Origin of the sequence: Chryseobacterium elymi (genome assembly GCF_003385495.1) — a bacterium.
In the GTDB taxonomy this organism is placed as follows: Bacteria; Bacteroidota; Bacteroidia; order Flavobacteriales; family Weeksellaceae; genus Chryseobacterium; species Chryseobacterium elymi.
Window position 1 is genome coordinate 280859 of the sequence record NZ_QNUH01000001.1, and the last position, 23535, is coordinate 304393.

General features: G+C 38.0%; 20 protein-coding genes. 13 read left to right on the plus strand and 7 right to left on the minus strand.

The features are described from left to right. Nucleotides 1-2: 2 nt before the first annotated feature. On the minus strand, nucleotides 3-1028 hold the full coding sequence (locus tag DRF60_RS01185; protein ID WP_034700899.1) for a rod shape-determining protein: 1026 nt from the start codon (nucleotides 1026-1028) through the stop codon (nucleotides 3-5). 400 nt (nucleotides 1029-1428) lie between these two features. Here DRF60_RS01185 and hemA point away from each other — a divergent pair, with 400 nt between their 5' ends. The 6 genes from hemA (at nucleotide 1429) to hemE (ending at nucleotide 6660) form a co-directional block, all read left to right on the plus strand. Next, nucleotides 1429-2703 carry a glutamyl-tRNA reductase gene (hemA, locus tag DRF60_RS01190; RefSeq protein ID WP_116010296.1) on the plus strand — a complete coding sequence of 425 codons (1275 nt, stop codon included), beginning with the start codon at nucleotides 1429-1431 and terminating at the stop codon, nucleotides 2701-2703. Then, a complete protein-coding gene (gene hemC, locus DRF60_RS01195; protein WP_116010297.1) occupies nucleotides 2690-3598 on the plus strand; it encodes a hydroxymethylbilane synthase in 909 nt (302 codons plus the stop codon). Before hemA ends, hemC begins: the two co-directional genes overlap by 14 nt. A 46-nt stretch (nucleotides 3599-3644) precedes the next feature. Next, nucleotides 3645-4226 (plus strand): DUF1287 domain-containing protein, encoded by a 582-nt coding sequence (locus DRF60_RS01205; RefSeq protein ID WP_116010298.1) that lies wholly within the window; start codon nucleotides 3645-3647, stop codon nucleotides 4224-4226. Between the two features lie 9 nt (nucleotides 4227-4235). Then, entirely contained in the window at nucleotides 4236-4892 is a 657-nt protein-coding gene (locus DRF60_RS01210) for a peptidoglycan recognition protein family protein (RefSeq protein WP_116010299.1), read from the plus strand. Further along, on the plus strand, nucleotides 4892-5563 hold the full coding sequence (locus DRF60_RS01215) for a uroporphyrinogen-III synthase (RefSeq protein ID WP_116010300.1): 672 nt from the start codon (nucleotides 4892-4894) through the stop codon (nucleotides 5561-5563). The genes DRF60_RS01210 and DRF60_RS01215 overlap by 1 nt, the downstream gene beginning before the upstream one ends. Nucleotides 5564-5628: 65 nt before the next feature. Further along, nucleotides 5629-6660: a uroporphyrinogen decarboxylase gene (hemE, locus tag DRF60_RS01220; RefSeq protein ID WP_116010301.1), complete on the plus strand. Its 1032-nt coding sequence runs from the start codon at nucleotides 5629-5631 to the stop codon at nucleotides 6658-6660. 290 nt (nucleotides 6661-6950) lie between these two features. On the opposite strand, the gene DRF60_RS01225 is transcribed toward hemE, so the two are convergent. The 5 genes from DRF60_RS01225 to DRF60_RS01245 form a co-directional block, all read right to left on the minus strand. Continuing rightward, the gene (locus tag DRF60_RS01225) at nucleotides 6951-8171 is read right to left on the minus strand and encodes an aminotransferase class V-fold PLP-dependent enzyme (protein ID WP_116010302.1); all 1221 of its coding nucleotides are present in this window, start codon (nucleotides 8169-8171) and stop codon (nucleotides 6951-6953) included. A gap of 213 nt (nucleotides 8172-8384) precedes the next feature. Further along, nucleotides 8385-9011, minus strand: coding sequence for a 50S ribosomal protein L25/general stress protein Ctc (locus tag DRF60_RS01230; protein WP_116010303.1), 627 nt, complete (start codon nucleotides 9009-9011; stop codon nucleotides 8385-8387). A 55-nt stretch (nucleotides 9012-9066) separates the two neighbouring features. Continuing rightward, on the minus strand, nucleotides 9067-10005 hold the full coding sequence (locus DRF60_RS01235) for a ribose-phosphate pyrophosphokinase (RefSeq protein WP_116010304.1): 939 nt from the start codon (nucleotides 10003-10005) through the stop codon (nucleotides 9067-9069). 85 nt (nucleotides 10006-10090) lie between these two features. Further along, nucleotides 10091-11641: an SGNH/GDSL hydrolase family protein gene (locus tag DRF60_RS01240; protein ID WP_116010305.1), complete on the minus strand. Its 1551-nt coding sequence runs from the start codon at nucleotides 11639-11641 to the stop codon at nucleotides 10091-10093. Between the two features lie 10 nt (nucleotides 11642-11651). Continuing rightward, nucleotides 11652-12896 carry an OmpP1/FadL family transporter gene (locus DRF60_RS01245; protein ID WP_116010306.1) on the minus strand — a complete coding sequence of 415 codons (1245 nt, stop codon included), beginning with the start codon at nucleotides 12894-12896 and terminating at the stop codon, nucleotides 11652-11654. 278 nt (nucleotides 12897-13174) lie between these two features. Between DRF60_RS01245 and ricT the strand changes: the two genes are divergently transcribed. The 6 genes from ricT (at nucleotide 13175) to DRF60_RS01275 (ending at nucleotide 21383) form a co-directional block, all read left to right on the plus strand. Further along, nucleotides 13175-14569, plus strand: a complete 1395-nt coding sequence (gene ricT, locus DRF60_RS01250; protein WP_116010307.1) for a PSP1 domain-containing protein — start codon at nucleotides 13175-13177, stop codon at nucleotides 14567-14569. Then, entirely contained in the window at nucleotides 14562-15026 is a 465-nt protein-coding gene (locus tag DRF60_RS01255; protein ID WP_116010308.1) for a gliding motility lipoprotein GldH, read from the plus strand. Before ricT ends, DRF60_RS01255 begins: the two co-directional genes overlap by 8 nt. 6 nt (nucleotides 15027-15032) lie before the next feature. Next, on the plus strand, nucleotides 15033-17411 hold the full coding sequence (locus tag DRF60_RS01260; protein WP_116010309.1) for a penicillin-binding protein 1A: 2379 nt from the start codon (nucleotides 15033-15035) through the stop codon (nucleotides 17409-17411). A gap of 75 nt (nucleotides 17412-17486) precedes the next feature. Continuing rightward, entirely contained in the window at nucleotides 17487-19028 is a 1542-nt protein-coding gene (locus DRF60_RS01265) for a protein adenylyltransferase SelO (RefSeq protein ID WP_116010310.1), read from the plus strand. A gap of 87 nt (nucleotides 19029-19115) precedes the next feature. After that, complete coding sequence (locus DRF60_RS01270; RefSeq protein WP_116010311.1) at nucleotides 19116-20030, plus strand: T9SS-dependent choice-of-anchor J family protein; 915 nt, start codon at nucleotides 19116-19118, stop codon at nucleotides 20028-20030. A gap of 75 nt (nucleotides 20031-20105) precedes the next feature. Then, nucleotides 20106-21383, plus strand: a complete 1278-nt coding sequence (locus tag DRF60_RS01275) for a DUF6080 domain-containing protein (protein ID WP_238639947.1) — start codon at nucleotides 20106-20108, stop codon at nucleotides 21381-21383. 47 nt (nucleotides 21384-21430) lie between these two features. On the opposite strand, the gene DRF60_RS01280 is transcribed toward DRF60_RS01275, so the two are convergent. Further along, entirely contained in the window at nucleotides 21431-21979 is a 549-nt protein-coding gene (locus DRF60_RS01280) for an SPOR domain-containing protein (protein WP_116010312.1), read from the minus strand. A 182-nt stretch (nucleotides 21980-22161) separates the two neighbouring features. Between DRF60_RS01280 and DRF60_RS01285 the strand changes: the two genes are divergently transcribed. After that, nucleotides 22162-23520 (plus strand): c-type cytochrome, encoded by a 1359-nt coding sequence (locus DRF60_RS01285; protein ID WP_116010313.1) that lies wholly within the window; start codon nucleotides 22162-22164, stop codon nucleotides 23518-23520. Nucleotides 23521-23535: the final 15 nt, after the last annotated feature.

Below are 23535 nucleotides of genomic sequence, written 5' to 3' on the forward strand. Positions count from 1 at the left end.
AATTATTTAATTAAGAAATTGAATTTATCCATATTCTTAAGGGCAATTCCTGTTCCGCGAACGACAGCTCTCAGCGGATCTTCTGCAACAAATACAGGAAGGCCGGTCTTTTTGTGCAATCTGTCCGCAAGACCTCTCAATAAAGCACCTCCTCCAGCAAGATAGATACCTGTTTTATAAATATCAGCAGCCAGTTCCGGTGGAGTAAGAGAAAGCGTTTCCATTACGGCATCTTCAATTCTGATGATAGATTTGTCCAATGCACGTGCAATTTCCTTATATCCTACCATGATCTCTTTTGGCTTCCCTGTAATAAGGTCTCTACCCTGTACCGGGATATCTTCAATGTCAACATCGAGATCTTCCACTGCAGAACCTACTTCAATTTTAATTCTTTCCGCTGTTCTTTCTCCGATGTAAAGGTTATGGTGAGTTCTAAGATAGTAAGCAATATCATTTGTAAATACGTCACCTGCAATTTTCACAGATTTATCACATACAATACCTCCTAAAGCTACAACCGCAATTTCCGTAGTACCACCACCTATGTCGATAATCATATTTCCCTCAGGCTTCTGTACATCAATCCCAACTCCTATTGCTGCAGCCATTGGTTCGTAGATCAGTCTAACTTCTTTTGCGTTTACTTTTTGAGCAGAATCTCTTACCGCTCTCTTTTCAACTTCAGTAATTCCGGAAGGGATACAGATAACGATTCTCAGTGCCGGCTGAATAAATCTGCCTTTAATTCCGGGGATCTTTTTGATAAATTCCTTAATCATGTGTTCAGAAGCGTGGAAATCTGCAATAACACCATCTTTCAATGGACGGATTGTTTTGATATCCTCATGAGTCTTACCCTGCATATGCTTAGCCTGCTCACCAACGGCAATCGGCCTACCCGTAGAACGTTCAATTGCAACAATTGACGGTTGATCTATAACAATTTTATTATTATGGATGATAAGGGTATTGGCAGTACCAAGGTCTATCGCAATTTCTTGCGTAAACATATCAAATAAACTCATATTTTTCTTCTGATTTTAAGATTACAAAGATATAAATTTAACACCACTAAAGAAATTTAACATGAATATAATTTGGTTAAAATTTTATTAAAATTCACAATTGTTTATTAACTTTTGATTTAATCATTTACGGAGCCTGATTTAAACTAAAATTGACAGAATGTAAGACGGAAGTCAGGAGGCGAAGGTCATTTAATTTAAAACAACAAAAGAGCATCTTTAAAAGATGGTAAATCGTTGATTATAAAATATTTTCCACACCACTGAAGCATCAACCTAAATTTTAGACAGCCGCTTTTTCAGCTCCGCCTCTCTTATACCACCATAGTTTTTCACGATAATTATCATATACATTATCAGAGGGTGGTTAACTAAAAAATCCGTAAATTTGCGACTGCTTATGTTACAGTATTCCAATATTCATCAGACATCAAATTTTGCTGTACTTTCCATCAGTTTTGAAAAGGCTGATGTGGAAACGCGGGGGAAGTTTGCATTTTTTGATGATAACATCAAGAATTTTGTCACCAGGGTCCATACTATGGATTTAGGGGATGCATTTGTGGTTTCCACATGTAACAGGACCGAAATCTACACCACTTCCCCGAATTATCTTCTGGTAGCAGAAGAATACTGCAAAACAATCGGAGTAAACCTTACAGATTTTCTTCAGTTTGCCAATATCCTGACCAAAGAAGAGGCTCTTACCCATCTTTTCAGAGTAGCAGCCGGACTGGAAAGTCAGATTATCGGAGATTTTGAGATCATCGGACAGATCAAAAAAGCATACAGCCGTTTTAAAAAAGAAAGGCAGAATTCCAATCCATACCTGGAAAGGGCGATCAATGCAGCAATCCAGATTTCGAAAAGAATTAAAAATGAGACAGGGATTTCAAACGGAGCCGCCTCTGTGTCATATGCTGCTGTTCATTATATTTTAAACAGCCAGAAGAAAATCACAGAAAAAAACATTCTTCTTTTGGGTGTGGGTGAAATAGGGCAGAATACAGTTGAAAATCTTGTTAAGCATGTCTACCAGCCAAAAATTAAAATTGCCAACAGAACTCAGGAGAAAGCTGAAAAGATTTCCCGGAAATACAGTATTCCTCATGTTGATTATTCTGATTTTGACATGGAATTAAAAAACACGGACATTCTTATTGTTGCTACAGGAGCCAAACATCCTATCATTAACAAATCTCATTTCCCGAACGGAAAAGAGACCCTGGTGATCGATCTGTCTATTCCTCACAACGTTGAAAAAAATGTAACCGAGAATGAAAATGTAACCCTGATTGATGTAGACGAGCTTTCCAAACAGATCCAGGAAACGATCCAGCAGCGGGAAAAAGAAATTCCAAAAGCTGAAAAAATCATCAAAGAACTGATGAAAGAGTTTCTGGAATGGGAAAAAAAGAGAAAGCTGGCACCCAATATTCACCATTTCAAAGCGGTTCTGAAGAATATGGAACGTAATGAAATGCATAATTTTTATAAAAAAAATAAATACATAAACATCACGGACATGGAGCTTTCTGACAAAATGATCCAGAAAATCACCAACCGTTTTGCAAAATTTATCATCGACAATCCTTTAAAAGCCGAAGAAATTAGTAAATTAATGCACGAAATATTAGTTGAACAACCAAACAACGAATTCAATGAAAAGCATTAGAATCGGAACAAGAAATTCCGCACTTGCACTTTGGCAGGCAAGAGAGGTTGCCAGGCACCTACAGAACCGTAATTATTTAACGGAAATTGTTCCTATCATATCTTCCGGCGACAAGAACTTAAATCAACCGCTCTATTCATTAGGAATCACCGGGGTTTTTACAAGAGACCTTGATGTTGCCTTATTGAATGACGAAATTGATATTGCCGTACACTCTTTAAAGGATGTCCCTACGCAACTGCCTCAAAATATTGAGATTGTTGCTTACCTGGAAAGAGACTTCCCTCAGGACGTACTCATCAGAAAAGAATCTTCAAGAAATAAAGAATTCCATGAACTTAAGCTAGCCACAAGCAGCTTAAGAAGAAGAGCATTCTGGTTAAAGAATTACCCTCATGCTGAGTTTTCTGATATCCGCGGAAATATCCAGACCCGTCTTCAGAAACTGGAAGAAGGAGATTTTGATGCGACCATTCTGTCTCTGGCAGGAATAAAAAGAATGAAAATGGATATTGATTATGAAATGCTTCCGCTAATGATCCCGGCTGCTTCGCAGGGAGTTATTGCTGTTGCAGGACATTCTGATAAAATAGAGATCAATGAAACCCTGAGCCAGATTAACCATAAGAAAACCCAGATCTGTGTAGAAATCGAAAGAAGTTTCCTGAGCACACTGGAAGGCGGCTGCACGGCTCCTATAGGAGCTTTTGCTGAGATGATCGAAAACCAGATCCGTTTCAAAGCTGCTCTTTGCTCTCTTGATGGCAAAAACTGTATTGCTACCGATGAGAACTTTGAATATAATGACACCGAAAATTTTGGAGAGAAGTTCGCCAAGGTAGTTCTTGAAAACGGTGGAAAAGAACTGATGACTGAAATTAAGAATTCGTATTAAGAGTTTTCAGGCAGATTGATACATTTATATTCGTAAGTGCAGAACAATGAAAAAATCCTTTTTTTTATTCGTATTTCTATTTTGTGTATTTATTGCAAATGCACAGAATAAATTTGGACTTCAACTATCCAGCTCTGCTTTGGCGCTAATAGACAGTTCCATTAAATACGATCCCGCTTATTTTGTGCTCAAATATCCCAACGGCGATGTCCCGGCTGACAAAGGAGTTTGTACAGATGTTATTATAAGAGCATACAGAAAACTCGGTATTGATCTGCAAAAAGAAGTACACGAGGATATGGTAAAGAACTTTTCAAAGTATCCGAAAACCTGGGGATTAAAAAAACCTGACACGAATATTGATCACAGAAGGGTTCCCAATCTTGCCGTCTTTTTTTCCAGATTCGGAAAAGTAAAATCTACTGAAGCCAATCCCGCGCTTTATGTTCCGGGAGATATTGTTACCTGGATCCTGCCTGGTAACCTGACCCATATCGGAATTGTTGTCAATAAAAAATCTATTGACGGAAAAAGATTCTTAATTGTGCATAATATAGGAGGCGGACAGGTTTTGGAAGACTGCCTCTTTAAATATACCGTCACAGGGCATTATCAATACCCAAAGTAAGCTGCTTTTATGAAAAATCTTATCTATGCTTTATTTGTATTGGTAGCATGCTGGACGAAAGCACAAATCAACGAGTTTAAAATCGTCAGCAAGCCTATCGATTATTCTCCGGAGAGAGTCCGTTTAAGTTTGGAGTATCTTAAAGATCATCATCATATTGTACAAAACTCCCCAACGATTTCGCCTAAAATAATTGTTCTGCATTATACTGCAGGCGGAACTGTTGAAACGAATTATAAATATTTCAATAAGACCCATCTGGAATCTGCCAGAAATATTTTAAAGAAACAAAGTACTTTAAATGTTTCTTCGCAGTTTATTGTAGACCGGGATGGTACAATTTACCAGCTTATGGAACCTAATATGTTTGCAAGGCACACTATAGGCCTTAATTACTGTGCAATTGGTATTGAAAATATAGGAAGCAGGAAGCAGCCGCTTACAGAAAAACAAGTTTTAGCCAATGCTCAGCTGGTTAGATATTTAACTAAGAAATATACTATAGAATACCTTATAGGCCATTCAGAATATGATGCATTCAGAGGTTCTAAACTTTGGAAGGAGACGGATCCGAATTATTTTACTGTAAAAGATGATCCGGGGAAAGATTTTATGACAAAAGTAAGACTGTTAGTGACTGATTTACATTTAAAAGACAAGCCTTAATGAAAATTCTGTTTACCAAAACCATAGATGCCACATTATTAGCCAAAGAATTAGGATCGGATATTTCGGCTGAATGTATTGAGGTAATTAGGACAGAACCTATAAAAACAGCTGCATTTGATTTAAAGAATTATTCACTGATCTTCACCAGTGTCAACGGAGTGAGTTCATTTTTCAATAATCAGTTTAAACCCAAAGAGGATTTTACAGCAAAAAACTACAATAAAATATACTGTGTTGGCGAAAAAACGAAGCGTGAGCTAAGAAAACACGGTTTCGGAACATTCAAAGTTCTGAAGAATGCCGAAACTCTTTCGAGATTTATCATCGGAAACTGCCAGCACGAACAATTCCTTCATTTCTGCGGCAATCTTGCCATTGATGTCCTGGATAAGGATCTTCCTTTACAGAATATCAGCTACAAAAAGATAACGATTTACAAAACCGAAGAGCTCTATCCTTCTGTACCTGAAAAATATCATGCTGCAGTTTTTTTTAGTCCAAGCGGAGTTCGTAGTTTTGCAAAACTCAATCCTTTAGAAGGAATAAAGATTTTTTCAATTGGGGAAACCACCTCAGGTGAGCTCAGAAAGCACACTACAGAAGAAATTTTCACATCAGAAGAAAATAATCTGGCTTCCATTTTTGAATTGATAAAAAAGAAACTTTAAACAGCCGCACACATGGCTGCTAAAATAATGAGTGCCGACAACGGCCGTATTAGTTTAAATAAATTATGATTAAAAACGACTTATATTTAAAAGCACTCCGCGGAGAAACTGTAGAAAGACCGCCGGTATGGATGATGAGACAGGCCGGAAGATATCTGCCGGAATTCATTGCTCTCCGGGATAAATATGACTTCTTTACAAGATGTCAGACTCCCGAGCTGGCTGCTGAAATCACGATACAGCCGATCAAAAGATTTCCGTTGGATGCTGCGATCTTGTTCTCTGATATTTTGGTAGTTCCCCAAGCTATGGGAATTGATTTCAAAATGAAGGAATCAGTTGGCCCGTGGCTGGATAATCCTATCAGAACGGCTGAACAGGTTCAGAATATTGAAGTTCCTGATGTAAATGATACATTGGGCTATGTTTTTGATGCTATTGAGCTGACTCTGCAGAAATTGGATAATGAAATTCCACTGATCGGTTTTGCAGGTTCTCCATGGACGATCCTGTGCTACTGTGTGGAAGGAAAAGGAAGCAAAGCATTTGACATTGCAAAATCATTCTGTTTCCAGCAGCCTGAAGCGGCTCATTTACTGCTTCAGAAGATCACGGATACTACGATTGCCTATTTAAAAAGAAAAGTTGAAAAAGGAGTGTCTGCGGTTCAGGTTTTTGATTCATGGGGAGGTATGCTTTCTCCTACAGATTATCAGGAATTCTCATGGCAGTATATCAATCAGATCGTTGAAGCCTTGAGTCCTCTTACTCATGTTGTGGTATTTGGAAAAGGATGCTGGTTCGCTCTTGAGGATATGACGATGTCTAAAGCATCGGCTTTGGGAGTTGACTGGACTATTACTCCTGAATTTGCAAGAACATTAACGAATCACACAATGACGCTTCAGGGAAATTTTGATCCTGCAAGACTACATTCTACTCCGGAAACCATCAAGAAAATGGTGACCGAAATGATCAACCGTTTTGGGAAAGACAGATATATTGCGAATCTTGGTCATGGAATTTTACCTAACATCCCTGTGGAGAATGCAGAGGCTTTCATCAGAGCTGTTGTGGACTGGAAACCGAATATTTAAGATTCATTTACAAAAATAAAAAGCCCTTTCAGTTCTTTGAAAGGGCTTTTTTAATATTTTAACCTGAGTTCGGGATAAGAAAATTAAGATTAATATGCTGGAAGCTGGAAGTGGGAGGCTTGAAGTTACTATTGGGCTGATAGTTTCTTAAAATTGAATTAATTAGTCTTAAAAAAATTGATAAAAAACCGAGGTATTGTTATTTTTCACGACCTTAATAACTTCCCTCTTCCAGCTTCAGGCTTCCTTACCTTATTAAAAACAGAAATATCTTATCCCGAACTATTATTTTAGCTAAGCATTTTCTGAGCTTTTTTTACTCCTTCTAACAACTTATCAATTTCTTCAAAAGTATTGTAAACCGCAAAACTGGCTCTTACCGTTCCGGCTATATTGAAGAAGTTCATAATAGGCTGTGTACAGTGATGTCCTGTTCTGACCGCAATCCCCATTTTATCCAGGATCATTCCTACATCGGAAGATATACCCACACCTTCCAAGTTAAAGGAAACTACCCCTGTTCTTTTGGCTTTCTCGCCGTAGATCTTTATATTTTCCAGTTCCAGTAGTTTTCTCTGAGCATATTCCAGTAAGGCATTTTCATGATTCTGGATATTCTGCCTGCCTGTTTTTTCAATAAAATCAACAGCGGCACCCAGTGCGATATTTCCTCCTACATTTGGAGTTCCTGCTTCATATTTAAAAGGAAGTCCGGCGTAGGTTGTCCCATCGAAAGAACATGTTGCAATCATCTCTCCTCCTCCGTGAAACGGTGGAAGTTCTTCAAGAATCTCCTGTTTTCCATAAAGGATCCCGGTTCCCATCGGAGCATACATCTTATGGCCTGAAAAGACAAAGAAATCACAATCCATCTGTTGTACATCGATATCAAAGTGAGGAGCAGACTGCGCCCCGTCGATCACAATATAAGCATCTGAATTTTTCCTTGTTTTAGCGATGATCTCTTCTATCGGATTTACAATCCCCAAAGCATTGGAAACCTGGTTTACAGAAACCACTTTTGTCTTTTCGCTAAGAAAATCATCCAGATAGTTCAGTTGAAGAATACCGTTTTCATCAATGGGAATCACTCTGAGCTTTGCTCCGGTCCTTTCACAAAGCAATTGCCATGGAACAATATTGGAATGGTGCTCCAGGTAAGAAATGATAATCTCATCATCCTTTTTAAGCTTCTGTGTCAGAATGTAGGCGATGAGGTTCAGACCTTCTGTTGTCCCCTTTGTAAAAATAACTTCAAAATCATGCTTAGCATTGATAAATTTCTGAATCTTTCTTCTCGAAAGTTCCATTTCTTCTGTAGCCAGCTGGCTTAGTGTATGAATTCCTCTGTGAACATTGGCATTAAGTTCTGTATAATAATCATTCCATATCTTTAAAACAGAGTCCGGTTTCTGGGATGTTGCTGCATTATCTAAGTAAACCAAAGGCTTACCATTCACTTCGCGGTTTAATATGGTAAACTGACTTCTTATTTCCTGAATGTCAAACATTTATTAAAATTTTAAATTAGATTGTTCTTATTTAGAACACTTCAAATTTACGGCTTTTTTTCTGAAAGGACGTAGTGGATTAAAGACTGATATTGGTCAGGCAATAGAAAGATTCGATGAGCAAGTACTGGAAAGTCAATTTATCATCTTATCACAAAATAAAAACCTGCCAACGTATTGACAGGTTTTATATTATTTGTTGAATAAGCAATATTATTCTGCTGCAGTTCCTTCTGCTGCCGGAGCTGCACCTTCTTCCTCTTCATCATCTTCTACTACTGCACCACCTTTCATTGCATTTCTAGACATCTTAACAGCTACTACAACTGCATTGTCAGGGTGCACGAAAGAATATCCTTCAGCTTTGATACCTCCAACATAAATCTTGTTACCGATTTTTAATGGAGTAACGTCTACAACTACCTCATCAGGTAAGTTTGCAGGAATAGCTTTCACTTTTAATTTTCTGAAAGACTGACGTAAAACACCACCAGCCACAACACCTTTAGAACGTCCGGTAATTCTTACAGGAACTTCCATAATCACTGGCTTATCAGCAGATAACTGATAGAAGTCTGCGTGTAAAATTTTATCCGTAATTGGGTGGAACTGAATATCCTGAAGAACAGCTGGAATTGTTTTCCCGTCTAGTTCAATAGATACCGTGTGTGCTTCAGGAGTGTATACTAAACCTTTGAAAGCTTTCTCTGCAGCAGAGAAGTTTAAAGGCGCTTCACCTCCATAAACAACACAAGGAACTAATTCAGCATCACGTAAAGCTTTTGTAGACTTTTTGCCCACGCTTTCTCTTTTTGTACCTTGAATTGTAATAGATTTCATTTATAAAAAATTTAAAAATTTGTTCTGTTTAATTTTGCAATTCTCTAAAAATCAATTAAATAATAAACTTACTACTAATTGATTGATGCTCATGAACCATCTTCATAACGTCTGCAAATAATGGGGCGCAAGATAGCACTTTTATTTTAGTTGACAAATTATTTTTAACAGGAATTGAGTCAGTTACAATAACTTCCAACAATTTGGAGTTTTCAATATTTTCGTAAGCCTTTCCGGAAAGTACTCCGTGAGTAGCCATAGCTCTTACTGATTTTGCTCCCTTTTCCATTAAGATATCCGCTGCTTTGCAAAGTGTACCCGCAGTATCAATCATATCATCGATAAGGATCACATTTTTACCCTCAACATCACCAATAAGGAACATTTCTTCTACAACATTTGCTTTTTTTCTTTCTTTATAAGCAATTACTACCTCAGCACTCAAATGACCGGCATAGTTCTTCGCTCTTTTCGCTCCTCCCATATCTGGTGAAGCTATAGTAAGATTATCCAGATTTAAAGCCCTGATATAATCTACGAAAATACTTGAAGCATACAGATGATCTACCGGAATTTCAAAGAATCCCTGAATCTGGTCAGCATGAAGATCCATGGTCATTATTCTTGTAGCTCCTGCAGCTGTTAATAAATTAGCAACCAGTTTTGCACCTATCGGAGCTCTTGGCTTGTCTTTTCTGTCCTGTCTTGCAAGTCCGAAATAAGGAATTACAACAGTAATGCTTTTAGCGGAAGCTCTTTTCGCTGCATCAATCATCAATAGAAGTTCTAACAGATTGTCTGCAGGCGGGAAGGTAGATCCGATCAGGAAAACTCGTCCTCCTCTTACTGACTCATCTAAAACAGGCTCGAATTCCCCGTCGCTGAACTCCTGAAAGTTGATTTTCCCTAACTCTTTCCCATAATATTGGGCGATATTTTCTGCCAAGTCCTTACTGGTTCTTGTACAAAATAGATAACTTAACTGATCTGCCATTTTTACTTTTTAAAGATTTTGCAAATTTAAAAAAAAACCACAAGAATTGCTCTTGTGGTTTCTAAGTTTTTATTTTCCTGAATTATTACGGGAATTTTATTCCTGAATATTTGTTAGGGTCTACCTGTGGTAAGTTGGATCTGTAGGTGCCGTTGATTGATTTTATAAACTCGTTGGCAATAACTGCATAACCTCTTCCTGTAAGGTGAACACCATCTAAGGAGAACGCACCCCCTGTAACAAATTTGGCTGTATATCTTACACCGTCGAAAGAAATTCCTGACTGGGAACTAAGCTCGGTCATTTTCTTATTGGCATCCACAAAAGCATACCCTTTTGCAGTGGCTGCCGCCTGAATAGCTACGTTATAGGCATTAATCGCTGTACTGATTTCTGTAACTTCAGTTCCTGTAAGTATATATTTGTCAGCAAACGGATAAGCAACTCCTCTTGCTCCAAGAGATGCAGGGATTCCAGGAGGAAGTGTTTCCGGTTTTCCGATCTCTGCTTTGGTAGTTAGTGGCACAAGATCACCTGCTTTTGCTTGCCTGGCCTGGCCGTAAGTTGCTCCAAGATAAGCAGCAAGAGCCATTAAAGTAGGATTTCCTGAAGCTGTAGCCGCAGCAGTAATCTGTGCTCCTAATGGTGTAAGACTTTCATCCTTGATCAAAAGAGGATTGGCATCAGTTTTTGAAAGCGGTTTAATTCTGTCTCCTGCTCCAAGCGCTGTTAGTATTTGGTTTAACGGACCGTAAAGTTGCGCATTTAAGGCGTCAATCGTTGCGTTTCCTGCCGTTACATTTCCACCTCCCAATACAGATGCTGTTAAAGGATTAACCGGAATTGTCGTTAATGCTGGAATAGAAGTTACACTAGGAATATTAGCAATAACCCCTTTTGCGTTGGTGCTTGCAATTTCATTAATCAGGGCATTATAGTATTGTGTAAACTGAGCTGGCGGCGTTAAGGTTTCAGCTGAGCTATCTGCACCTGCCAAAGCATATAGTAAAGCATCATTATTTCCAATCCATAAGGAAAAGAATGTTGGATTTTGCTTTTTAAAATCTTTAATTACAGATGTAGTCGGCTCTGAAGCAAATCTCACGAAGTACGGGTTAGCTGTTTTTGCAGCTACATTCAGTACATTTCCATAGCCGTCGGCTAATAAGTGAGCAACTTTAGCTCCCGGAACTCCTAGGTTATTAAAAGGACCGGCTAATACTGTATTGGTTAAAGTTGTTGCTGTATTGTTATTGGCAAATTTCAGATCCGGCGCCCCATCGATAAAGCTATTGATATACAGCTTGGTATTGGCAATCTGCATAGGACCAACAAGAGTATTAAGGATCAATCCTCCGTTGTTGTCTGCCATTAAAGGCTGTTTGAAATCACCTCCGCCTACTAATTTCATCTGCAGTGCAATCATGGAAGGATAAGACTCATTCTGCCCATCTATATAAAGCGCTCCGTCTCTGTACCCTGAAGTAAGTGAGTTTCCAAGGGATACATATCTGGAAAAATCCGCATCTCCTTTGGTCACCTGGATATCTTTTACATCAGTATCAAAATCAGTCTCACAGCTTGTTGTAAAAAGAAGCGCGGAAACGGCAAGTGTTGATATTATAATTTTTTTCATAGTCTTTCAATTAAAAAGGGTTATACGATAAACCTAAACCAAAGTAAAATGCTTTAGCTTTTGCCTGTCCATTAAAGCCAAGAGTGGCATTCCTTACATCTCTGGCCTGAGGAAGGGCATATCCTCCTGCTATATCAACTCCAAACTGCTTTAGTTTAAAGCCAACACCTCCGGTAATTACATATGTATTAAATGATGGCGTTTCCGGAATGAAGTTCTCGTCAGTGTATGGCGATTCATCATAATAAGCACCTAAACGTCCAAAAATCATATCCGTGAATGCATATTGTGTCCCCAACCTGAATGTTTTCGAGTTTTTAAAGTTTTTAGGAGACACAAGAACTGTTGGATCTGTTGGATTTGTTGTTGCAACAGGAGCCGTAGCAAAATCCAGAGTCAGTTTGCTGTATCTTTCCCATCCGTGGTAGTTAAAGTCAGCTGAAATCAACCATTTCGGTGTTACTTTATACGTTAAACCAATTGTATATTCTTCTACCAAAGGAAGTGTAGCTGTAAATTTATCCTGTCCTGTACTTGGGTCAAGTCCTAACAAAGGATAAATAGATGCTGATGGGAACTTAAATGTTGCAGTTCCTTTTTTAGCTTTCATATCTATGGGTGAACGGTAAGCAATACTGATGTCTAATTTAGGGTCAGGTCTGAAATAGAATCCAAATCCGTAACCACTTCCGCTTGCTTTTTCGTCTTTAATATTTAATTCACCACCAAATTGTGTTACCGCTTTATCCCAGTCTACTTTACCTTTTGCATAAATATAACTCGCCCCGAATGACATCCAAGGTGCCAGCTTAACAGAAACCATAGGCTGAAAATAAAAGCTCTTAAGCTCCAGCTTCTGAACCATTTCTCTTCCTTCCCAATCCCCTGGCCACTCGATAGTGCTTCCGAAAGGTGTTGTAAAACTGAAACCAACAGATAAATTCTCTATCGGCCTATAAGCAACCGCAGCATATAACGGAGTACCAATAGGATTATCTGTTTCTGTACTCTGCAAAGTATTCAAGTTTTGAAAAGTAACTTTATTACTTGCACCGAACCCTCCTGCCACTATACTCAGTTTGGAAGGAATGAATGACATCCCCGCTGGGTTAAAGAATGCCACACTTGCATCTTCGGCATGAGCACTAGTATGCGCCATTGCCAATTGTTTTACTCCCTGCAGAGATACCCTGAAGCCTCCTGCGTAAGATAAAACACCCGCCAATAAAGCAGTTGATACTAATATTTTTTTCATAGACTGTTATTATATAACCCAAATATAAAATTATTTTAGATACACCTGTTAATATTTCTTAATATTTTAAACAATATATTAAAAGAAAATTATGTTTAAAATAACACTTTATAAATACTTTAGGCTAAACATATATTATATAGCAACTTATCTACTTTTTTGAAAGGGTATATGTTTCACGTTTAATGTTAAACAATCCCTATTTTGAATATTTAGGTATTTTAGAATTGCATAAAGATAAATTTACATAAATTTGCAGGATTATAAAAAATAGTTATATGAGTTGTGGATGCAAAACATCCGGCGATTCTGCCCATTCTTGCGGACCAAAAAAAACCGCGAATGGCTGTGAAAGTGTAAATACCTGTGGTAATAGTTATAAATTAAGTGTTTTCGACTGGCTTTCTAACATCAATAATCCCGCATCGAACAAGTGTGACATTGTGGAAGTTAGATTTAAAAATGACAGAAAATCGTTTTATAAAAATGTAAACAATATTCCTTTACATATAGGTAGCGTAGTAACAGTAGAATCGAGTCCCGGACACGATGTAGGCGTTGTAAGCCTCACCGGAGAATTAGTAAAGATTCAGATGAAAAAGAAAAAATTTCCTGAAGAATCTATACTTAAAATATACAGGCAGGCTAACCAAAAAGACCTTGAGGTCTGGCAGGAAGCCAGAAAAAAAGAAGACAGCGTAAAGATTGAGGCGAGAAAAATCGCTCATAGAATAGGTCTTGAAATGAAGGTGACGGATGTTGAATATCAGGGAGACTCTTCCAAGATCACATTCTACTATACCGCAGATAACCGAGTGGATTTCAGACAATTGATCAAAGAATACGCCAGTGCTTTCAGAACCAAGATTGACATGAAACAAATTGGGTTCAGACAGGAAGCTGCAAAAGTTGGAGGTATCGGATCTTGCGGAAGAGAACTTTGCTGTTCGACCTGGCTTACGGATTTCAGATCTGTGAACACGAATGTCGCAAGATATCAACAGCTGAGCATTAACCCTCAAAAGCTTGCAGGACAATGTGGTAAGCTAAAATGCTGCCTGAATTATGAACTGGACAGCTACCTTGATGCATTAAGCCACTTCCCTTCTTCTTCAACCACTCTGGACACGGAAAAAGGAAGAGCATTCTGTATTAAAATCGATGTTTTCAAAAAGAAAATGTGGTTTGCTTATGTAGATAGTTCTATGGCATGGTATGATTTTGATATTGACCTTGTTAAGAAATTAATCGCTAAAAATAAAAGAGGCGAAAAGATCCTTCCTTTGGAAGATCTCAAGCAGCCTGACACCCCGATTCAGACCATCGACCTGATCCAGGAGAACAATGTGGACAGATTCGAAAAGAAGAACAGGGGCAACAACAGAAGCAGAAACCAAAACAGACCAAACAACAACGGACAAAACCAGGGACCAAAGAAAAACAGACCGGAAAGGGCTGAAAGATCCGAGAGACCTGACAGGCCAGACAGATCAGAAAATCCTAATGCTAATGCTGGAAATCAGCCAAGACAACAGCAAAAGCAACAGCCTAAACCGCAGCCAAAAGCCCAAACGGAAAAAACTGATACTTCTTCCGACCCTGAAAAAAAGCAAAACCCGAACAAGAAAAATTTTAAAAAGAAATACCCTCCAAAAAAAGATAAAAATGCGTAAAATTTTAGGATTATTACCTCTTATCCTTTTCTTTAGCTGTAATTCCTCCTCAGGAGAGAATGTCATAATGAATTCCGTTAATAACAAATGGAATAAGAAAAGTGAACAAAAATTTAATCTTGAAGTTTCAGATCCGCAGAATCCTAAAAATATTATATTTGTTGTAAGAAATAACAGCAGTTACCCTTACAGTAACATAAGATTTATTGTCAACTTCACCAATCTCCAGAACAAAAAAAGGGAAACAGATACCCTGAACTATGTACTGGCAAAACCAAACGGAGAATGGCTTGGTACAGGTTTTGGTGATACGAAGGAAGCATTATTTCAGTATAAAATGAACTATAAGTTTCCGGAGAAGGGGAAATATGAAATCAGCCTGATTCAGGCGATGAGAAATGACAACCTTCCGGGAATTGAAGACGTTGGAATAAAAGTAGAAACGGCTAAACCGTAACCATAAATGGAAGACAACAGACAAAATGCAGGAAATAAAGGGAAAACCTTCCCTCTTCCTCCCAAAAAAAAGAAAGATACCTCTTGGAAAAAATGGGTTAGGTTCATTTGGATTGGACTCATTGCGGTAATTTTAGGTATTTCAGGACTTTTCTTTGCTGTTTCTCAGGGATTTCTAGGAGAAATGCCGGACGTAAAGGAACTGGAAAACCCTGATATCTATGTCGCTTCTGAAATCATTTCATCTGACGGTGTTTTACTGGGAAAGTTTGAAAAGGAAAAAACACAGCCAATTACTTACAAACAGCTTCCTCCCTATCTTATCTACGCATTACAGGCAAAAGAAGATGAGCGTTTTAAAGAGCATTCAGGAATTGATTTAAAATCTATTTTGAGAGCCGTGAGATATGGTGGTGACAGAGGTGGAGGCTCTACAATCACTCAGCAGCTGGCTAAACTACTATTTACTAAAGAGCCATCTAAAAACCCCATCAAAAGGGTTATACAGAAACTAAAGGAATGGTCTGTTGCGGTAAGTTTAGAAAAACGATACACTAAGGAAGAGATTATTACACTGTATTTCAACAAATTCGATTTCACATACAATGCGAACGGTATTGAAATGGCTTCCAAAATTTATTTTAATAAACCAACTTCCCAACTTACTCTTCCGGAAGCAGCAGTTTTTGTAGCCATGTTAGAAGCTCCTATTGCCAATAACCCTATGAGAAATCCTGAACGTGCGAAACGAAGAAGAGATGTTGTATTACAGCAAATGTTTGAAACAGGTTATATAGATCAGGCAACTTATGATAAAGCAGTTAGTACACCTGTTGAGGTTGATTATCATCCGATCAAAAACATCAATGATGACTATTCTGCCTACTATAAATTCTATTTAAGAAAGGAAATCGACAAGTATCTTGCAGGCTATGAGAAAGAAACCGGAAAGAAACTTAATCTTTACAAAGACGGTTTGAAAATATATGTAACTCTTGATTCAAAAATGCAGAAATATGCAGAAGAGGCCATCAAGGAACATTTAACGGATCTTCAAAAAAGGTTTGATGCTGAGCAAAGAGGCAGAAAAAACAGACCTTTCTATTACCTGACGGATAAGCAGGTAACCAGCGTAATGACCCAGGCGATGAAGAGAACCGGCCGTTACAAACAACTGAAAGCCGCTGGAGTTTCTGAAGATTCTATCTTACTGGAATTCCATAAGCCAATCAAAACTTCCCGCTTTACATGGGCCGGTGAAGAAGAGGTTGAAATGTCCCCTTGGGATTCTATCAGATACCACAAACAGATTGCACAGGCAGGCTTAATGTCTATGGTTCCTGGAAGCGGTGACATCAAAGCATGGGTAGGTGGTATAGACTGGCAGCATTTCCAGTATGACCATATCAAACAGGGTAAAAGACAGGTAGGATCTACCTTTAAACCTTTCGTATATGCTACGGCAATCATGAAGCTTGGCATGACGCCATGCTCAACAGTATCCAACGGTACTTACGACCACAAAGGTTGGCATGTTCCGGGAAGAGGAGGAATGCTTACTTTAAAAGATGCCTTGGCCCACTCTCAAAACCCGGTAGCTGCACGTCTTATTGAAATGACAGGGGTAGATGCCGTTATTCAGACCGCAAGAGACCTGGGGGTTACAGAAGACATCCCTAGAAACAATACTATTGCTTTAGGTTCATCAGATATTACAATTTATGAAATGCTTGGTGCCTACAGTACTTTCGCCAACTACGGAAATCACAATAAACCGGAAATGATCTGGAGAATTGAAGATGCCAACGGAAGAGTGATCAAAGAGGTAAATGTAGAACCTAAAGAAGTAATGAATCCAATGTATGCCTATACCATGATCGAACTGATGAAAGGTGTAACACAATATGGTACTGCTTCTGGAGAATTGGGAAGAAGAGGAATCTCAAAAGGTGTGGAAATTGCTGCTAAAACAGGTACTACACAGAACAACTCTGACGGTTGGTTCATGGGAATCACTCCGAAATTAGCAACAGGAGCCTGGGTAGGCTGGGAAGACAGAGCCACCCACTTCTTCGGAACCGGGGAAGGTCAGGGTGCGAAAATGGCATTACCGATATGGGCAATTTTCATGAAGAAAGTATGGGCAGACAAATCTCTGGGAATTAGCCCTGATGATAAGTTCACCAGACCTTCTGACTGGAAAGACGGATGTTCGAATTTAAAAGGTCTAGGTGAAGGATATGGAGACGACGGAGGACTTCAGACTATTGATGAGATCAAAAATCCAAGACCGGTAGATCCAACGCCTAAAAACAATACAGAAAAAAAAGAGGAAAATATCAATGACAATCTTCACTCCACCGATGAGGTAGATTTCAATAAATAAATTCTCTTTTAGAAATACACAAGACCTTTCAATAATCTGGAAGGTCTTTTCTTTTATAATTAATATCTTTGATCTATGAATATTGAACAGATCAGACAGCCCTTTACCGATATATTTCCAGGAGACCTTTCCGGCAACCCAATGCAAAGAAACACTCCAAAAGTTTTATTTGCAACAGTAAAGCCGGCAGGTTTTGACAAACCAGAGCTTATTATTTTTAATGAAATTTTATCCGAAGAGATCGGGCTGGGAAAATATGAAGAAAAAGATCTGAACTTCCTCGTAGGGAATAATCTTCCTGAAAATGTAAAGACATATGCTACCACTTATGCCGGGCATCAGTTTGGAAACTGGGCAGGACAGCTTGGAGACGGAAGGGCAATACTTGCCGGAGAGATCATCAATAAGAATGGGAAGAAAACAGAAATTCAATGGAAAGGTGCCGGGGCAACTCCATACTCAAGACATGCAGACGGAAGAGCGGTTTTGAGGTCTTCAGTACGAGAATACCTGATGAGCGAAGCTATGTACCATCTTGGAGTTCCTACAACCCGAGCTTTAAGCCTTTCTTTTACCGGTGAAGATGTGGTAAGAGATATAATGTATAACGGAAATCCTCAGCTGGAAAAAGGTGCTGTCGTAATCAGAACTGCACAAAGCTTTCTCCGTTTCGGACATTTTGAACTGCTTTCTGCACAAAGGGAGTATAACAGTCTGCAGAATCTGGCAGATTTTACTATTGAAAATTATTATCCGGAAATCACAACAGACGGAATTCAGAAATACAAAGACTTTTTTAAAAGCATATGCACCAGAACAGCACATCTTATGACTGAATGGTTCAGAGTAGGATTTGTACACGGTGTTATGAATACCGATAATATGTCTGTTTTAGGCCTGACCATAGATTATGGGCCTTATTCAATGATGGATGAATACGATCTGAATTTCACCCCAAATACAACTGATCTTCCTGGAAGGAGATATGCTTTTGGAAAACAGGGTCAGATCTCGCAGTGGAACCTTTGGCAGCTGGCGAATGCCCTTCATCCGTTAATTAAAGATGAAAAATTTTTGGAAGAAACTTTAAACCATTATGGAACCTATTTCTGGGAAATTCATGATAAAATGCTCTGCAGAAAGTTTGGATTCGATGAACTTAGAGAAAGCGATGAAGACTTTTTCACCAGCTGGCAGGGGCTGATGCAGGAACTTCACCTGGATTACACGCTGTTTTTTAATCAGCTGGAAAAATTAAATTCAAATAGTGACATCAAATCTCTGTTTGAAAATATTTCTTATTCTGTTTTGAATGACGAGAAAATAAAAAAGTTGGAAGATTTTATAAAGGAATATAAATCAAGGTTATCATCCAACAAAATTTCAAGAGAAGAATCACTATCACTGATGAAACGATCAAATCCGAAATTTACACTGAGAAATTATCTTCTTTATCAATGCATCGAAGAGATTAATACCGGAAAAACGGAAATGCTCGAAAAACTTACCTGTGCCTTAGAAAATCCTTACGAAGAATTGTATCCTGAATTTTCAGCAAAAAGGCCCTCAACCTACGATGACACCACTGGATGTTCTACACTTTCCTGCAGTTCCTAACGGATGAAATATAAATTTTATTTACTTTTTTTGAATTATTAATATTCATATTGTTAATTTTTACTAATTTAGGAAAAAATTAATATTATGAAAAAACTTCTACTATCTCTAAGTTTAATGCTTATTGGAGCCGGTACACAGGCACAAACAGTATTATTAGATGAAAATTTTGATTCTTACACAGATTTCGTAATTACGGGATTTGGCAACTGGCAAACCTTAGATCTAGACCAACTTAACACTTATACAGGAGGAACAGACAACCCAACATGGAATAACGCTGGTGCCCCTATGGCATATCAAATTTTTAATCCTGCTGCTGCTGGTGTAACTAATGCAGCAACAGGAACAGAAGTGAGAAATTTCGATCCTCACAGCGGTCAAAAATATGCTGCTTGTTGGGCAGGTGTTCCAGGTATTGCTACTGCCAACAATGACTGGCTTATATCTCCTTCCGTAACATTAGGAGCCGCTTCTAATTCACTTTCATTATGGGTAAAATCAATGTCTAACTCGTATGGACTGGAAAAGTATAAAATTGGCGTATATGTTGGTTCAGGTACTCCTACATCTTCTGCAAATTTTACTATTATTTCAGGTGCCGCCGCATTATCAGCTCCTTATCCAAACTGGGAACAAAAAACATATTCTCTGGATGCTTATGCTGGACAAACAGTGCGTATTGGTATTCAGTGCGTTTCTGCTGATACTTACATGTTTATGGTTGATGATGTAAAAATCACAACTGGAACTCTTGCAACTGATGAAGTAGGAGCAAAAACAAAAGCAACAAACATCTACCCTAATCCAACAAAAGGAGAGATCAATATTAAAACTGATAAAAAGATTAAGTCTTCAACAGTTTTAGACCTTTCTGGAAAATCAGTATTGAAATCAACATCTGATAAAGCAGATATCTCTTCTCTTCCAAAAGGAGCATATTTGCTTCAGGTTGAATTTGCAGACGGAACAGCTACAACAGAAAAAGTAATTAAAGAATAATTACTTTCCATATAATCTTTAAAGCTCACCGGACATGGTGAGCTTTTTTATTTTATTTTTGCAAAAAACTGACACGTGTCTTTTATTAAAACAAAACTCACCAGCCTGTTAAAACAGGTGTTTCCATCTTCCTACACAGAATTGGCAGTATTCATGTTCTTTCTACTCTGCTATGGAATACTGGGCACTTATATTGCCCTTCATTACAGGATTATTTTTGACAGCAGAATTCCCTGGGATGCCTACTTCAGCTTTGATAACAAAGCGATTGTAATGACCGGCGGAAGCTTTGAGAGGCATCCTTTGGCCTATTATTTTTTTAATTGGGTCCGGGAGTTTTCTCTTTTCGTTTCGGGTGGAAAAATGGATGCAACATTCAGACTTACCCTGGCATGGCTAAGTAATATAGCTATAAGCTTGTGTATTGTACAGATATTCAAGTATCTTAAGAATATTATCCGGCTGCCGTTAAAGATTTCCTTATTGATTATTTTGTTTTTTGGATTTTGTTCTACGAATATTATCCTTTCTTTTACCCCTGAGAATTTCACCTATACGCTGCTGTTGCTGTGTATTTACAATTATTATGCAGCCATAAAACTCAGTAAAGAAGGAAAGATACCGGGGTCTGCGTTAACGCTTGCCGGAATTACGATCGGCGGCCTTACCATTACCAACCTTGCCAAAGTTTTTATCCCCGTTTTATTTGAAAAGAATGTTTTCAGAAGCTGGAAAAAATTTAGAAACGCAGTTTTCCGTGTCGTAATCACTACAGTCTGTTTTGTGTTTCTTTATTTACTCCGAATTGATTTTGAATATAAAAATATCTTCTCAAAAACCAACCAGCAATATGAAAAATTTTCCAATGTAGAATCTATTCCGGATTGGGATATGATGCTTTCTTATTTTTTCGGGGGCAGTATTTTATTTCCAAGCTTTATAACCACGGATAAGCATAATATGAAAGGATTTAATTTCAAGGGCCTTTTAATGGAGCCCTATTCATCCTCTTTTTGTTATGCTTTTATCATAATACTGCTAGTCCTTATTTTATGGAGCTATTTTAAAAATTTCAGAAATAAGCTGGTGCAGATTATAGCTTTTTCATTCCTGTTTGACATTGTGATTCACTGTATAATGCGATTCGGCCTGCATACTTCTTACATCTACGGAGGACACTTTATCTTTGTCTATCCATTGCTTTTGGGATGGCTTTTTTATGCTTATAGATCAAAACCAAAAATTTCATCATTTTTAATGGTAACAATGGTTATTCTATTTTCTTTTTTACTGACTAATAATATCTTTAGAATGTCTGACTTCTTCCAATTCTTAAATACTTATTACCAATAAAAAAAGCTGAGAAAATTCTCAGCTTTAGTTTATTTATTTTATTCTCATTATCTCGCTTCAGAACAGAAAATTCTATATTGTACAGCGATCGCAGATTTGAAATATTCTCTTATTTTGGACAGATCTGAAGCTGCACTTTGTTTCGTAAAATAACTTCCTGCAAGAATCTTATAATTCGGTCTTAAAGAAGCGTCCGTTTCTACTTTCAGGTTCGGGAATCTTTTTCTGAAATAAGATTTCACCTCGTTGGCCTCTTCATTACTTTTTACCGTTGTAATCTGGATTTTAAATCCTAAAATCCTCGGATTCTTACGACAAATCTCTGCATTAGTCAGCTCTCTGCTCGGTACATAAATCTTCGGAGGTTTTGAATTTGTCACAATTCCACTATCCGTACTATTTTCTCTCACCGAAGAACCTCCTGCAGTTCTGGAACATTTATCTTCGATCCCTCCCAAAGCAGTGCTTACTCTGGAATCCATAGTCATTATTAGCTCCGTTCCGGATAAAGTATCTTTTTGAACAACCTGCTGGGCACCAACACTATAAAACCCAAATAAAGATAATATTGAAAATATTTTGATTAAATTTCTCATTTAAACTTGTTTCTGCAAATCTATTAAAATTAAAAAATTATACCAAACAACACTATTTAGAATCAATACAAATTAAACGTAAATGATATTTTCCCTTTTCCATATACCGTTAAATTGCTGTTAAAAATATTATTTTTGCGGAATTGATTGGTTCAATATTTTACTAACATAAGATAATTTAAATGATTAGTTGGAGAAAGCATTATAAACAAACGTTGATCGCGATAGGCTTATTGCTATCAACCAGTGCTTCAATTTACGGGCAAGACGGCGATCCTAAAAACGGCGAAAAACTTTTCAAAGCGAATTGTACTGCATGTCACGCGCTGGACAAACAAGTAATAGGACCTCCTTTGAAAGGGGTTGTAGAACGAGTGAAGACAGAAGGTGGTGTAGACAGAGATTGGCTTCACAAGTGGATCAAAGACAACAAAGCTCTTAGAGCTTCTGGGGATAAATACGCCAATGAGATTTTTGAAAAGTATAATAAAACTGAAATGTTACAGTTTCCTAATCTTACAGAGAAGGATATTGATGATATTTTAGAGTATACAACTAATCCTCCGGCCGAGCCAGTTAAAACGGACGCAAAGGCAACAGCAACAGACGGTGCAGCCGCAGCACCGGCAGACAAAACAACAACAAGTGTTGTTATTATTTCTCTTATCGCAATAGCAGCTTTATTAGTTTGGATCTTAATTAAACTGAGACAATTGGTTAAATTAGGTCAATCTGAAGACTTAGCCGGACTTAACGAAACAAGAGTTAAATCTTTCAGCGAAATCTACGAGAAATACCACTACATCGGTAAAGCAGTACTGGGTATCCTTGCCCTTCTGGCCGCTTATGGAGTTTGGAACTGGATCATGTGGATCGGGGTTTACAAAGGATATAAGCCAGAACAGCCTATCTACTTCTCTCACAAAATCCACGCTGGAGAACAGAAAATTGACTGTCAGCTATGTCACTCCAGTGCCAAATACGGAAAAGTATCTGAAATTCCTTCCATGAACGTTTGTATGAACTGTCACAGAACAATTTCTGAGTATAACGCAGACCACTATATGGAGCCAGGAAAAGATAAAGCATTCTATGACGGTGAGATCCAGAAGATCTATGCAGCTACAGGCTGGGATCCTGCAAAACAGCAGTACACTGGAAAAACACAGCCGGTTGAATGGACAAGAATCCACAATATGCCAGACTTCGTGTACTTCAACCACTCTCAGCACGTAGTAGCAGGTGAGCAGGCGATCATCAATTCTTTCAATAAAAAGAATCCAAACAACAAAATTGATGTTGTATGTAAAGCTTGTCACGGAAAAATTGATACAATGAATGTTGTTCAGATGGCTAATGACTTCACGATGGGATGGTGTATCGAGTGCCACAGAACTACTGAGGTTGATATGAACAACGGTTATAATAAAGAATACTTCAAGAATCTACATGACAAGTTGAAAAAACAATATCCTCAGGATGGCGGTAAGATCACTGTAGATGCAATTGGAGGTCTTGAGTGTGGTAAATGTCATTATTAATAACTAAAAAATTAG